The sequence below is a fragment of the Arthrobacter sp. StoSoilB22 genome (assembly GCF_019977315.1).
Lineage (GTDB): Bacteria > Actinomycetota > Actinomycetes > Actinomycetales > Micrococcaceae > Arthrobacter.
On sequence record NZ_AP024652.1, the window covers coordinates 556,775 to 570,148 of the forward strand.

A 13,374-nucleotide genomic window follows, 5' to 3' on the forward strand; every position below is an offset into this window, starting at 1 on the left:
AACATGTCCGCCCTACGAGAATCCCTTGGCTTCCTCACAAGCCGCCTCCGCCAGGTTGGCATCTTCGTCGCCCTGATCCTGATCGTCATCCTCTTCCAGGTGCTTACGGACGGCATCCTGCTCCAGCCGCAGAACGTCACCAACCTGGTGGTCCAAAACAGCTACATCCTGATCCTGGCCATCGGCATGGTGATGGTCATTATCGCCGGGCACATCGACCTCTCCGTCGGTTCCATCGCAGGCTTCATCGGCGCTGTTGCTGGCGTGATGATCGTCCATTGGGGCTGGGCGTGGTGGCTCGCCATCCCGGCCTGCCTCCTGGTGGGTGCGTTGGTGGGTGCGTGGCAAGGCTACTGGATTGCCTATGTAGGTATCCCGGCCTTCATCGTCACCCTTGCAGGCATGCTGATCTTCCGCGGCCTGACCCTCATTACCCTCAAAAACCAGCAGATCACCCCGTTCCCGAACGAGTTGCGTGCCCTGGGCGGCGGCTTCCTGCCTGACATCTCCGGCGGCACGTCCGTCCTGGAATGGCTGACAGTGATCCTGGGCGTCGGCGGTACTGCAGCCATTCTTTTCCAGGCCCTCAAGGAACGCCGGGTTCGCCGCAAGTTCAACCTTGAAAATGAACCGATGGCTTGGTTTGCCGTCAAGAACGGGTTCATCGCAGTCCTGATGCTCATCATCACCTTCCTCCTGGCCAGCTACCGTGGCACCCCGATCGTCCTGATCGTCCTTGCTGTCCTGGTGATCGTGTACTCGGCACTGATGAACAACAGCATCTTTGGCCGCCACACTTACGCGATCGGCGGCAACCTCCACGCAGCCGAGCTCTCGGGCATCAAGACCAAGAAGGTCACCTTCCGCCTCTTCGTCAACATGGGTGTCCTCGCGGCCTTGGCCGGGCTGGTCTTCACGGCCCGCCTGAACTCGGCGCAGCCCGCAGGTGGTACCGGGTTCGAACTCGACTCCATCGCTGCGGCCTTCATTGGTGGCGCCGCAGTGCAGGGTGGCATCGGAACAGTAGCCGGAGCCATGATTGGCGGCCTGATCATGGGCGTCCTCAACAACGGCATGTCCATCCTTGGCCTGGGCACCGATTACCAGCAGCTCATCAAGGGCCTGGTGCTGCTGCTCGCCGTCGGCTTCGACATCTTCAACAAGAACCGCACCGGTTCCGGTGGAGGCTCCACCATGGGCCGCCGGTTCAAATGGAAGACCACCCCGCCGGCAACCGAGACCTCCACGCCGGCAAAGGCTGAACCCGTCGCGGTCGACGCGAAGTAGCCGCACATGTCCACAGGGGGAGCGGCGCGAGCTCCCGTCATGGGTGATGTTGCCAGGATGGCGGGAGTCTCGCACCAAACCGTTTCCCGTGTCCTGAACAACCATCCCAACGTCAGTGTCCGGACCAAGCAGCGCGTGGAATCGGCCATCGCGCAGCTCGGGTACCGCCGGAACACCGCAGCCCGCAGTCTGGTGACCCGGCGCTCCCGGACCATCGGGGTGCTTGCCTGCGAGACGGGCCAGTTCGGACCCGCGAACACGCTCCTGGGGGTGGAACAAGCGGGTCGGGAAGCGGGCTACTTCGTCAGCATTGCGAACCTCCGGGAAGTGACCGACGAGAGCGTCAACGACGCCATCGCGCACTTCAGGAACCAGTCCGTGGACGGGATTGTCATTCTGGTCCCACACCCGGACGTCCTCGCTGCCCTGCGCGATGTTTCCTTTTCCGTGCCGATTGTGGCCGTCGGGGCCGGTGCCGGAAACCAGTTGACGGGGGCGTCCCTGAACCAGCGGCTGGGAGCCCGCCTCGCGGTTGATCACCTGATCGGCCTGGGCCACCGCCGTATTGCGCACATTTCCGGCCCGCCCCACTGGATCGACGCCGCCGAGCGCATCACGGGATGGCAGGAGTCGCTGAAAAATGCCGGTTTGCACGCCGACGTCCTGCTGCGGGGTGGCTGGGATGCGGCCTCCGGCTACCGCGCCGGCCTTGAGCTCATACAGCAGCACCCCGTCACTGCCGTGTTCGTCGCCAACGACCAGATGGCGGTGGGTGTACTCCGCGCCGTCCAGGAAGCCGGCCTTCATATCCCGGGACACCTCAGCGTGGTGGGCTACGACGACCAACCCGAGGCTGAGTTCTTCATGCCGCCGCTCACCACCATCAAACAGGACTTCGAGGAACTCGGCCGCCGATGCATGGAGGCCGTGCTGCAGCAACTGGACGGGGACGGGGGAGCGGGCGACCAGATCGTCAACCCCCGCTTAGTGATCCGCGCAACTACGGCGGCCCCACTAAACTAGGAGCCATGACTTCCACGCCTGATACTGCTGCAGCCCGCGCCCGCCTTCTTGAACTCATCAAAGAACTGGCGGTGGTCCGCGGCAAGGTGATCCTCTCCAGCGGCAAGGAAGCGGACTACTACATCGACCTCCGCCGCATCACCCTGCACCACGAAGCCTCCAAGCTGGTGGGTCAGGTCATGTTGGACATGATCGACGACGCCGGCGTTTCAGTTGAGTGCGCCGGCGGGCTCACCATGGGTGCCGACCCCGTGGGTACCGCCGTGATGCACGCTGCTGCCGACGCCGGCCGTGCCGTGGACGCCTTCGTTGTCCGCAAGGCCCAGAAGTCCTACGGCATGGGCCGCCAAGTGGAAGGTCCCTCGGTTGAAGGCCGCAACGTAGTGGTCCTCGAGGACACATCCACCACCGGCGGGTCCGCACTGACCGCCGTCGAAGGTGTCCGCAAGGCGGGCGGCAACGTAGTAGCTGTAGCGGTAATCGTTGACCGCAACACCGGCGCCAAAGAGAAGATTGAAGCCGAAACCGGAGTGCCGTACCTCTTCGCCTTCGGCAAGGATGAACTGGGCCTCGACTAAGCCTATGCTTGCTGCGTGGACGTTCAGGTAGGGAAGCTCCCGGCGCCGCCGGAGGTGACTGAAAACCTCCCCGCACCGGTGAGCGAGGAACCGGAGAAGGCAGCGGATCCGGGCTCATGGGCCCGGATCCTTCCCTACGCTGCCCGGTTGAAGAAAACGTCCCGCCGTAACTTCCTCATCACCGCCGGGGCGTCGGGGGCGCTCGCCGCGGACATGCTTTTCACCCGTCGTGTGCAGGCCGAGCGGCGAGCCACCAAGATCCTCCGTGTGCCGGATCCGTACTCGGACGTTTACTTTCCCAAAGCCAGCTGGATCCTCTTCCCGGGGTACAAAACCAGTTGGGAAGAGGCTCAATGGATCCTCAACTCGCTGCGCCCCGCCCTGCATCAGCGGGGCCGCCTTGCCGCCGTCGGATATTCCAACCTGGGACTGGACGTGGACGAAATTGTCCGCGAAATCATCCTGCACGTCCGTGAGCTGAAACTGGAGAAGCTGTACTTTTACGGCCACAGTTTTGGCGGCATGCTCGCCACCCAGGTAGCTGCCCGCCTGCTGGAGCTGCACGGCGTCGAGACGCAATTGATCGTCCTGGATTCGAGTCCCTTCAGCCGCGCCGACGTCCTGGACCAGAGCTGGTTCGACGGCGTGGTGTTTCTTTACGAGAATGGCTTCCGCATCCCATCGGTCCTGCGCGGCGGCTATGAACTGGGGGAGCGCGTGGCGCATAAGGATGAGCGGACGTGGCGGCAAATCCTCGATCAATCCTTGGAGCAGCTCTCGCCGATCGCCCCCTCCAGCGTGCTGATACAGACGGAATCGGCGTACATCTACCACTTTGACGGCCTCCGGCTGGCAGGAAAAATCGGTGGCGCCAAGATGGCCTTCATTGGCAATGCCAAGGACGCCACCGTGGATTATGAGTCGGCGCGTGCGGGGTGGAGCAAGGTCTTCGGGCCAAACATGGTGATGCCCACGCTCAGTACGGAAGGCGCCCGGCCCGCCCACGCCAGCCCGCAGTGGAACGGGGGCATCTACCGGCCACTGCTGGAACGCGTCCAGGATGAGCTCCAGCCGCTCCCGCCTGAGCCCCGGGAACCGTCATACCAAGAACCGAATGGCAAGGTCATCCGCCCGGCCTAGGTGAACTTTTGTACAAGTGAGCTCTGTACTCGAGTACAGGGTGGATATACCCGATCCTCCGTAGCGTCGTTCTTGACAGGAAATAAGAACGAATTTCGAGGAGCGAAGTATGAACGGCCTACAGCTCACGGGCATCAGCCGCAGCTTCGGTGACCGCAGGGTCCTCCACGATGTGGACCTCACGGTCCATCGCGGGGAGATCGTGGGATTCATCGGCGGCAACGGTGCAGGTAAGACCACCACCATGCGCGTGATCCTTGGTCTGCTGACCCCGGACCACGGCGAAGTCACCTGGGAGGGCTTGCCCATCACGGCCAGGGACCGGAGGCGCATCGGGTACATGCCCGAGGAACGCGGCCTCTACCCCCAGATGCCGGTGAGGGATCAGATCATTCACTTCGCCTTGCTGGAAGGGCACCAACCCGAAGCCGCGCGTGGGGTTGCAGACGAACTCATAGCCTCCCTTGGCCTCCAAGGCCGTGAGCAGGCACTGGTTCAGGACCTCTCCTTGGGAAATCAGCAGCGCGTCCAGCTGGCGGTCGCCCTGGTTGGTAACCCGGCCCTGCTGGTGCTTGACGAGCCATTCTCGGGACTGGATCCCCTCGCCGTCGAAACGATGTCCCGCCTTATCCGGGAGCAAGCAGACCGGGGCGTCGGAGTTCTGTTCTCCTCGCACCAACTGGAGCTCGTAGAGCGCCTGTGCGACAAAGTATGCATTCTGGACCGCGGTCGAGTGACGGCAAGCGGCAGCGTCGTAGAGCTGCAGGATGACGGAAAGAGCCGCTGGAAACTCGGTTTCTCCCGGGCGGCAGATTCATTCGCCGCCGAAGTGTCCATGGCCCGCGGCGTCAACGTGGAGATCTCTGCGGCCGACCGTACTACGGTGCTCGTCTCCGTGGGCGGCTCAGGGCGGGATGTGCCCGGCGAAATCCTCGCAGCAGCGCAACGGCACGGCGGGCTGAAGAGCATCGTGTCCGCGCAGAGGTCTTTGGCAGATCTGCTTGCCGGCAAATTCATGCTGTCCCATCCAGGTACCACCCCGGGGGCGGAGCGCTCCCTCGACAAAGTTGGAGTATCGCAATGAGCACAACAACATTTGATCGCACCACCCGCAGCGCCGCTCCCTCGTCCGGCAGTGGGCTACGCGAGACGCGCCTGATCATACGGCGCGAGGTCCTCACCAGGCTGGGTAACCGCACAATACTCACGGCAACAGGACTCCTGGCACTTTTCGCCGGCGCGGCTGCCGGGATCGGCGGATGGTTCCTGGTGGATTCGCTGGGTGGGGCTGGAGCAATGGACTTTGATCCTCGGGCCATCTTCGCCACCGCCATGATCAGCGCATTGCTGGCCTCCCTGGTCTACTCGGCATCGAGCCTGACCTCCGGGGTGGTAGAGGAGAAGTCATCCAGGATCGTGGAGATCCTCCTCACCAAGATCGGCATTGTCCCGTTGCTGGCCGGAAAGATGATCGGCATAGGGCTGGTCACCCTTGTCCAGCTGCTGGCGATCGGCGGAACCGCCGTGGTGGGGTTCAGCGTGGTGGGGGGCTGGTCCCTGATCAACGTCGCCGTAGGCCCGAGCCTGCTGTGGTTCCTCCTCTGGTTCCTCCTGGGCTACGTGATATTCGCAGCTTTGAACACCACGCTGGCTTCTACTGTGTCCCGGCAAGAAGACCTGGGCACGGCGGTCATGCCGCTGTCCGTCCTGCAGATGGTGCTCTTGGTGGTCTCCCTTTACGTCCTGCCCATGAACATGGGGAACCCGTGGCTGGAAGGACTGTCCTTCGTGCCGCTGTTCTCCTCCTACCTCATGCCGATGCGCTTCGCACTGGAAGACGTGTCCACCTGGGAGATGGTGCTTGCCGCCGGCGTATCGGTGGCAGCGATACCTGCCCTGTTCTGGTTGGCAACCGTGATTTACCGGAACAACGCCCTGCGCACCGGCTCCCGTGTCTCGCTCCAGCAATCCCTGACCTCCGACGAGATGGCCTAGCCCCCACCCCGTCACTTAGTCCACAAGCCCGAATCATTGGGTCTCTCCAGATAGGAAAAACCATGTCTGACAACAAGCGCAACCAGTCACTGGCCACCAAAAAGCTTCTCCGCAACGTGGCCCTTCTGTTGATCGGTGTCCTGGCCGCATACGCGGTAACCGCCCTGCTGCTCTGAAGGAGACCCTCATGATGATTGACACAGCCCCGCACCCGCAGTCCATCACGCCGGCCGCCCTCCGCGCGGCCGATGTGGCCACCACCGTCCTTGCACGCCACGGCAGGGAGGCAGTGGAAGAGATTACCCCGGCCGCCTTTGCAGGCCGCAACGGCACCTGGAACATGAAGCTGCGGAGTGGGGAAAAGGTCTTCGTCAAGCAGATCTCCGCACAGGCCTCCGGCCCGGCGGCCTTTGACCGCTCGGTAGCCTTCGCCGCCTTTGCAGAGCAGTCCCCCCACTTCGCGCCGGCAACGCCACAGCTCATTGGCAGCGACACCGGGAACGGCCTCCTGGTTTTTGAGCACTGCCCAGGAACCAGCCTGGCGCAGCTGCTGGTGGAGGAGACCATGCCGGACAGCTTCCCGGAGGAAGCCGGCGCGTTGCTCGCCCGGCTCCACTCCGGGCCCGCAGTCGGATTGGAGCGCTCCGCACCTCCCAGCCCGCCGGTGGAAATGCTCGCAGTAGGCGTTCCGCACGCTCGCTACCTCGACTTCACCATGGCGGAGATGGCCCTCTGGGCTGAACTGCAGAACGATCGGGAACTGGTCGCCGCTGCGGGGCTGCTAAGGGCCACGGAACGGAAACACCAGGAACGTCCCATCCATGGCGACCTGCGACTTGACCAGTTCCACTTCCACAACGGAGAGCTATGCGTCCTCGACTGGGAAGAATTCGGACTCGGCGATCCCGCCCGGGACCTGGGAATGCTGGCAGGCGAATGGATCTACCGGGCGGTCCTGGACACGGTCACCACCCGCGGAGGAGCCTCCGCACCCCCTGCCAGGTTCGACGACGAGAGCGCCTCGGCACGCATCGCCGAGCGGATGGCAGCCATTGTTCCCTCAATCCGTCGGATGTGGACCTCCTATTCCGATCATGCCAACTATGACGACCCGGACCTGCCGGTTCGGGCTACCGCCCACCTGGGATGGCATCTGGTGGACCGAACCATCACCCGGGCCCCGATGGTCTCACGGCTCCCTGGCATCGAACGGGCTGCTGCGGGTGTTGGGCGCGAGGCACTGCTAACACCTGGCCACTATGTCAAAGCCCTCGGTTTCGAAAGGACACCTCGATGACGGTCATGCTCAACGCTCCCACACAGACTACATTCGAGCAGGTCTCATTCGAACAGGTACTGCAGGTCCTGAAACACCGGATTTCCATCGATGTTCGCGAGCTCACCGCCACCATAGACGCCACCAGACTCAGAGCCACCAGCCACACCGAGCTGCGCTCGCAACTGGCCGGAGCGATCTACACCCATCTGCACATCGGGCACCCAGGGATCGAGACCGTGCCGGGTACAGGCCACCAGGACCTGGCCGCGGCGCTGATTGCAGGCATCCAGCACCGCACGGTTGTTCAGGCAGCGACAGGACAGGCATCCGTTCAGGCAGCGTCGAAGAGGACGAAGTTGGGGACTTCGGTCCAAGGCATTCCGCACCAGGTGGTGGAGCTATCCGGAGTGAAGGTCCTCTTTCCCGAGGAGGCCCTGATACGCAACCCCCTGGATGAGATCGTGGGGGTGCGTGTTCCCAGTTGGCGAAGCCGCACCACCCCCGGATTCCTCCTTGCGCTCGGTGCCCACGGATCCGTGAACCCTGCGGCCGCTTCAAGGCTCTATCTGTCCTGTTCCACGGCAGCAGAAGCTCTTGAAATGTGGCCGAAGATTCTTGGAGCCCTTGCCGCCAGCGGGCTAGGCCATCAGGTCAAGACCCTCTCCTCGTCCCTTGCTTTCCCCCGCAGTGACGCGATGGTCATTTACATGTCAGCCAAACATGCGGACGCCGTGGCTTCCCTTGTTCGTCCTGCCCTGAGGTCCTTGTCCGGGCGGGACGCCCCTGCCTCGGTTTTCACCCATAGCGTCCACGACCGCCTGGCACTTGCCATGGAACCAAACGATCCGCGGCCGGGGTACCGGGGGCTCAGCTTCGGACAACACCGCTCGCGGGTACTGACGGACGCGCTACTCCGTGCGTCTGTGGAAAAGACCGACCTCCAAGCCGCCTGGGTTCTGGAAGCCCAGGCGGCCTGCATCAACCCTCACCAGCCCGGATACAACGCCGGCCAGTGATGAAACCGGGCAGCGGCCCGCCGCTGCCCGGCACCCAAAAACCTCCCATGAGGAACCCAAAAAGAAAAAACCCATTCCCACTGAGTGGGAAGCAAAGAAAACAGGAGACACCATGTCCAACGCAGTTGTTAACTTCCACCAGGCCAACCTGACCGATCTGGCACGCGCCCACAGCACCTTCGCGGCTGCCGACGAGCTCGGCGGCGACGCTGCCACCGAAGCTCCGGCAACCTCACCGCTGTGCATCGGCATCATTGTTGGCGCCACCCTCGGTGCCGGCTGCTAAGTCACCCCTGGCACCACCGCAACAAAAGCTTTCACCCAGTAGCAACCCCGGACGCACCCAACCACGTGGTGCCATCAAAAGGAGACACCAGCATGACTCACGCCATCACCAACATCCCGCAGGCCGACCTCACGGACCTGGCCCGTGCGCACAGCACCTTCACGGCTGCTGACGAGCTCGGCGGCGACGCTGCCACCGACGCGCCGGCCACCACGCCGTTCTGTGCTGGGGTGATCATCGGCGCAACCCTGACCATGGGCTGCTAGGCAACTCAAACACGGGGAAGGCGCCGGCGAGGTGGTGGAAACATCATCACGCCGGCGCCTCCTGACCCATAACTGACCCACCCACCCCTCGTGAATGCTGAGACCTGCCATGACAACCACTGACAGCAGTCCTCGTCCAATATGGGCGGACCTCACCCTCGAAGCCTTCGGATACTCCAAGGTTGCCCTGATTCTCACAGGCTCGGCAGTCACCCAAGTTATGCCGTTCTGGATTGAGTGGGCGGTTTCAGCGGCGCCGGAAACGGAATTCAAGGTGGTCATGCGGGATTCCGCACAGCGTTTCATCACCCGTCACAGCATTGAGTCCCGCTTGAAATCCCGTGTACAGGCCGATATCTGGGGGGAAGAGCTCATTGCTGCACACATCGATTTGGCAGAGTGGGCGGACCTGATCCTGGTCTACCCGGCAACCCTTGACTACTCATCGCGCCTGGCTCACGGCATAGCCGATTCGCCGTCCTTGCTGGCAGCAATGACAACGGAAGCCCAGGTCTGCATCGCTCCGGCCTTGCCGCCCCGTGCCTTGGCGAGCCCTATCGTCGCCGAGACCCTCGGGAAACTGCGCATGCCGGAAAACTTCCTGGTCATTGACCCCGTCCCTGGCCCCAGCGAGTCCAGCGACGTCGCCCTGGCTTGGGTGCCGCCGTCGTTCCCATCCGTGCTGCGCCGGCTGGAAGAGGAACGGCTCCTCCGTGCGGGGATGACCAAAGAGGCGGCTACTGTATGAGCGCCGCGATGGATTCCCGGCAGAAATCAGTCATCCGCTCCACCCGGACCGAGTTGCTGTCCACCGGTGTATACGAGGCAGGCGGGGCTTATGAATGGGTCCACAGCCTGGGCGTCGGAGCGCCCATCCCTTTCTCGTCCCTGCCCATCAGCATCGATCCCGCGCCCGGCGCTGACCTCTTGGTGGTAGGCATCGGGGGTGATCGCCACCGTTCATACTCGACGCCGGCAGGGTCAACGGTCTTCGACCTCATCACGGCGGGGGTGCCCGCAAACCTCCGGGCGGCAGGGCGGGCATGGGGCACTGCCTTGAGCGTTCTCCATGAAAATGCTTCCCTCATCGACTTTCCGGGAAGTACTCCACGAACCGTCCAGCGGGCGGAGGTATGGCTGGGAGGTGCATGGGAGCCGGCCCGCGAAGTTTTGGGCGACCCCGGCCTGCAAGAGATCCGTCGATGGATCAAACGCGTACTTTCCGGCCCCCGCCAAGTTATAGCTCACGGATACCCGGGGATGGCCCATTGGGTGGTGACCCCTGATGGTGCAACGGGGTCGCTCCTCACCGGCGAGGACGTGGGGTTTGCCCACCCGGAATATGACATTGCTTGGGTGCTGGGGGAGATGGCGGAGCTGCATGCATTCCACCCTGTGCTGCGTCCAGCCCTTGAAGAACTGCGCGCAGGGTTCCTTGAGACCTGCGGGAAAGCTCCCGGACCGTCCGAGATCGGCCCGGCATTGGCCTTCAGGATCGCCCAGCATGCCTACGACTGGCACCACTATGCCGGCGCAGGAGAGGCCCAGGCGAAGGCGCTGCTTCACTTGGCTGGCTGGTACCTGGCCAGCCCGGCTGCGGACACCACCCCGGAGATGCGATGACTACCCCTACGATTCTTGGCACATTGGACGGCCGGGCCGTGCACGGCATGCAGCTGGACAGGGGAACACAGCTGATCGCGGTTCACGATCCTTCCGCGCGCATCCTCTCCGTCAGTCTGGGCGTGCCAGCGGGAATGCGCCATGAAAGGCCGGGGGAGGAAGGCATGCTGCACCTCCTCGAACACATGGTCTACCAAGACAGTGAGAACACCACGGGGTCCGAACGGCAGGCTTCGGTTCAGAAAGCCGGCGGAATCCTGGGCGGGAACACTCACATGGACTACTCCGAATTTTACGAGTCCGGTCCCACGGGACACCTCGAACAGATCTCACGTCGCTTGGTTGAGCAAGTCTTCCAGCCCGCACTGACCCAGGAGCAGATTGCGGAGCAGATAGACGCCGTGGCCACAGAACGGGCGCAGCGTTTGGCTCCGGCACCCGGGGGCATCCTGCCCTGGCCGCACCTGACGGCGCAATATTGGGCGGACCACGCCAACGGTCATGACGGCACCGGAGATCGTGATCTGGCATCCCGGGTCACCAGTGAAAAGCTACACGCACTTCATCGCCGTCTTTATCGTCCCTCGGGGGCGGTTTTGACGGCCGTGACATCTGAAGACCCTCTGAAGACGCTCCGGTTTCTGGCGGCACCGTTCTCTGGAATTTCAGACCAAGCGCCCGTCGTCCCTGTGGTGCAGGAGTCCGTGCGCAGGGGTGGTTCGGCGTCCAGGATCTGTTCCGGCGGAGCCACCTCCACTCGTTTACTTTCCGCCACGGCTGCAGCGTTGGGTCACTCCGCAGGCCCGGATCTCCTCGGTGACCTTGTGGCAGCTGAGCTGCTGTCCCAGCAGGATGGCCTGGACGCCAGCGCCGGCTTGTTTGGCCCGGGGGACCTGACCCGGGATGATCTATTCGTCCTGGTGGACGACACCGGACAGGCCATAGACCCTTCCGAGAGATTCCGGGCGCTCGCGATCGCCGATGATGCGGTGATGATCCTTGCGGCCCGTCGCGCCGTTCTCCGGATGGAAAGGTTCACGCACGATGACCAACGGCTCGCCCGGACCGTCACCCGCGACGTGCTTCTGAGGGGGACGCCGACGTTCGCCGTTGAGCTGGCGGATACACTCGCCAACATATCCGACGACGCCACGCGGCTCAGGCCGTTGGTCACCGCCGCGGCATGGCGTCTCGCCGAGCAGGAGTCCGTGTCAGTCATCGTCCAGCCTTCCGAGGAGGTTCTCCGATGATCATCACTCGCCGCTATCTGGCCCAGGTTGACCGGCGTTCCCGCTTCACCACGGTGTCGATGGGCTGGCGAACCGCTTCCGACGGCGTCCCGCACCTGCGTAGCGCCGTTTCCACGGCAGGTGAACGCTGCGGGCCGGCCCAGCAGCCGGTTGCCTTGACGTGGACGCCCGGCGATGGGGCCGTGGTCATGACTGCCACCCTGCCGGAGGCTGCGGTAGGGAGCTGGATTGACCATGTCATCAATACCGAACCCCCGGGAAGAGGGGAAGTGGGTGATCCCGTGCTTGCTGTGGTGGGTTCTTCCGGCGTTCTGGAAGAGCTTGAGGACAGCGTGTTGGAGCGGGAGGGAGAAGGGCCTCCAATCCCGCAGCCTGCCTTCCGGAGCACCATGAGGCAGACAACGGCCCAGGGATTCGAGCAGACCTTTGTCATTGGGCAGGATCCCGCAGGCGACGTTGGGTTCGCTGCTACTTTTCTTGCCATCTGCCTGGTGGCCGGAGGACCGGGAACCTTGCTGCCAAACGCGATTCAACAGTCCGGGCACCAGGCTGTACTCCAAGCCAGCCGGGGGCTGCAGGCCTCCACACCGACAGTGATGTGGCAGGTCATCACGTCCCGGCCCAACAGTACGGCCATTCTGGACACAGCGCTTTCCGCAGTGGCGGACTACAGGATTGCGGACCACTGGGAAGCAGTGGAGCAGGCAAGGGAGTTTGCGCGGACAAATCTGAACCGGGCGTGGCAGTCCCCGCTTGAACTGGCACGGTCCCTCGCCCACTACGAGGTGATGGGGTGGGGTGGCGAGCTTATCCGCAACCCGGATACGTCCCTCGATGGGGTGCGTTCCGCTGCCATCGAAAAGGCAGTCGAGGGCTTGGTTCGGCCCATTAAGGAGGTCCTTGGACGCAGCTAGTGCGTGGTGATCCTCAGGAATCCAGCCTTGACCGCGAACCGGGGCTAAGGTCCACCAGCCCGCCCTCAACGGCCGCAACAAGAATCTGTACCCGGTCCCGCACGCCGAGCTTCTCCATGACGTTCACGAACCGTGCTTTGATGGTGGATTCGGTCACGAAGAGCTCCGCAGCCATCTCGCGGTTACTCATTCCCCGTCCAAGCAGCTGGATTACCTCCAACTCCTTCTTGGTCAGCGCGTCCACGAGCTTGGGGTCCGGAACAACTTCGGCAGGGACGGACTCCGCCAGCCCTGTCACCACATGCCGTGTCACTTTGGAGGACAATACGGACTCACCTGCCATCACATTATGGATGGCGGCGGTAATTTCTTTGGGCAGCGTGTCCTTGACGAGGTAACCCGACGCTCCGGCACGCAGTAAATCCACCACGTAGCGATCGGTGGAGAAGGTGCTCAACCCCAGGATGGCAATTTCCGGGAATTCTGCATGAATTTGCGCTGTTGCAGCCACGCCATCCATGACCGGCATCTGCATATCCATCAGAATCACGTCCGGACGAAGCGCAGCTGCCTGGACCACGGCCACGCGCCCATCAGATGCCTCGCCGACAACCTCGATGGACGGGTCGGACGAGAGATAGTCCCGCAGGATCTCCCGGGCCAACAGCTCATCATCCACCAACAAAACCCGCGTCATACTGATCCCCCAATGTCAGT

15 protein-coding genes are annotated in these 13,374 nt (G+C 63.2%); 14 read left to right on the top strand and 1 reads right to left on the bottom strand.

Annotation, left to right across the window (positions count from 1 at the left end; translation table 11 throughout):
* Window positions 1-3: 3 nt before the first annotated feature.
* The 14 genes from mmsB to LDN70_RS02750 all read left to right on the top strand — a co-directional run bounded on the left by mmsB (window position 4) and on the right by LDN70_RS02750 (window position 12,657).
* Complete coding sequence (mmsB, locus tag LDN70_RS02685) at window positions 4-1,287, top strand: multiple monosaccharide ABC transporter permease (protein ID WP_223941653.1); 1,284 nt, start codon at window positions 4-6, stop codon at window positions 1,285-1,287.
* Window positions 1,288-1,326: 39 nt separating this feature from the next.
* Window positions 1,327-2,310 carry a LacI family DNA-binding transcriptional regulator gene (locus LDN70_RS02690; protein WP_223942580.1) on the top strand — a complete coding sequence of 328 codons (984 nt, stop codon included), beginning with the start codon at window positions 1,327-1,329 and terminating at the stop codon, window positions 2,308-2,310.
* Between the two features lie 5 nt (window positions 2,311-2,315).
* A complete protein-coding gene (pyrE, locus tag LDN70_RS02695; RefSeq protein ID WP_166841239.1) occupies window positions 2,316-2,888 on the top strand; it encodes an orotate phosphoribosyltransferase in 573 nt (190 codons plus the stop codon).
* A 15-nt stretch (window positions 2,889-2,903) separates the two neighbouring features.
* Window positions 2,904-4,028, top strand: a complete 1,125-nt coding sequence (locus tag LDN70_RS02700) for a thioesterase domain-containing protein (RefSeq protein WP_142936836.1) — start codon at window positions 2,904-2,906, stop codon at window positions 4,026-4,028.
* Between the two features lie 109 nt (window positions 4,029-4,137).
* Window positions 4,138-5,112 carry an ABC transporter ATP-binding protein gene (locus LDN70_RS02705; protein ID WP_223941654.1) on the top strand — a complete coding sequence of 325 codons (975 nt, stop codon included), beginning with the start codon at window positions 4,138-4,140 and terminating at the stop codon, window positions 5,110-5,112.
* Window positions 5,109-6,023: an ABC transporter permease gene (locus tag LDN70_RS02710; RefSeq protein ID WP_223941655.1), complete on the top strand. Its 915-nt coding sequence runs from the start codon at window positions 5,109-5,111 to the stop codon at window positions 6,021-6,023. Before LDN70_RS02705 ends, LDN70_RS02710 begins: the two co-directional genes overlap by 4 nt.
* Window positions 6,024-6,210: 187 nt before the next feature.
* Window positions 6,211-7,320: a class V lanthionine synthetase subunit LxmK gene (gene lxmK / locus LDN70_RS02715; RefSeq protein ID WP_223941656.1), complete on the top strand. Its 1,110-nt coding sequence runs from the start codon at window positions 6,211-6,213 to the stop codon at window positions 7,318-7,320.
* Window positions 7,317-8,318 carry a T3SS effector HopA1 family protein gene (locus LDN70_RS02720; RefSeq protein ID WP_223941657.1) on the top strand — a complete coding sequence of 334 codons (1,002 nt, stop codon included), beginning with the start codon at window positions 7,317-7,319 and terminating at the stop codon, window positions 8,316-8,318. The genes lxmK and LDN70_RS02720 overlap by 4 nt, the downstream gene beginning before the upstream one ends.
* Before the next feature lie 112 nt (window positions 8,319-8,430).
* Window positions 8,431-8,604 (top strand): hypothetical protein, encoded by a 174-nt coding sequence (locus LDN70_RS02725; RefSeq protein WP_165450138.1) that lies wholly within the window; start codon window positions 8,431-8,433, stop codon window positions 8,602-8,604.
* 92 nt (window positions 8,605-8,696) lie between these two features.
* Complete coding sequence (locus LDN70_RS02730) at window positions 8,697-8,870, top strand: hypothetical protein (RefSeq protein WP_165450137.1); 174 nt, start codon at window positions 8,697-8,699, stop codon at window positions 8,868-8,870.
* 109 nt (window positions 8,871-8,979) lie between these two features.
* Window positions 8,980-9,618 carry a flavoprotein gene (locus LDN70_RS02735; RefSeq protein WP_223941658.1) on the top strand — a complete coding sequence of 213 codons (639 nt, stop codon included), beginning with the start codon at window positions 8,980-8,982 and terminating at the stop codon, window positions 9,616-9,618.
* Complete coding sequence (locus tag LDN70_RS02740) at window positions 9,615-10,493, top strand: phosphotransferase family protein (protein WP_223941659.1); 879 nt, start codon at window positions 9,615-9,617, stop codon at window positions 10,491-10,493. Before LDN70_RS02735 ends, LDN70_RS02740 begins: the two co-directional genes overlap by 4 nt.
* The gene (locus LDN70_RS02745; RefSeq protein ID WP_223941660.1) at window positions 10,490-11,743 is read left to right on the top strand and encodes a M16 family metallopeptidase; all 1,254 of its coding nucleotides are present in this window, start codon (window positions 10,490-10,492) and stop codon (window positions 11,741-11,743) included. The genes LDN70_RS02740 and LDN70_RS02745 overlap by 4 nt, the downstream gene beginning before the upstream one ends.
* Window positions 11,740-12,657: a hypothetical protein gene (locus tag LDN70_RS02750; RefSeq protein WP_166841247.1), complete on the top strand. Its 918-nt coding sequence runs from the start codon at window positions 11,740-11,742 to the stop codon at window positions 12,655-12,657. The genes LDN70_RS02745 and LDN70_RS02750 overlap by 4 nt, the downstream gene beginning before the upstream one ends.
* Before the next feature lie 13 nt (window positions 12,658-12,670).
* On the opposite strand, the gene LDN70_RS02755 is transcribed toward LDN70_RS02750, so the two are convergent.
* Window positions 12,671-13,354 carry a response regulator gene (locus LDN70_RS02755; RefSeq protein ID WP_166841248.1) on the bottom strand — a complete coding sequence of 228 codons (684 nt, stop codon included), beginning with the start codon at window positions 13,352-13,354 and terminating at the stop codon, window positions 12,671-12,673.
* Between the last annotated feature and the right edge of the window lie 20 nt (window positions 13,355-13,374).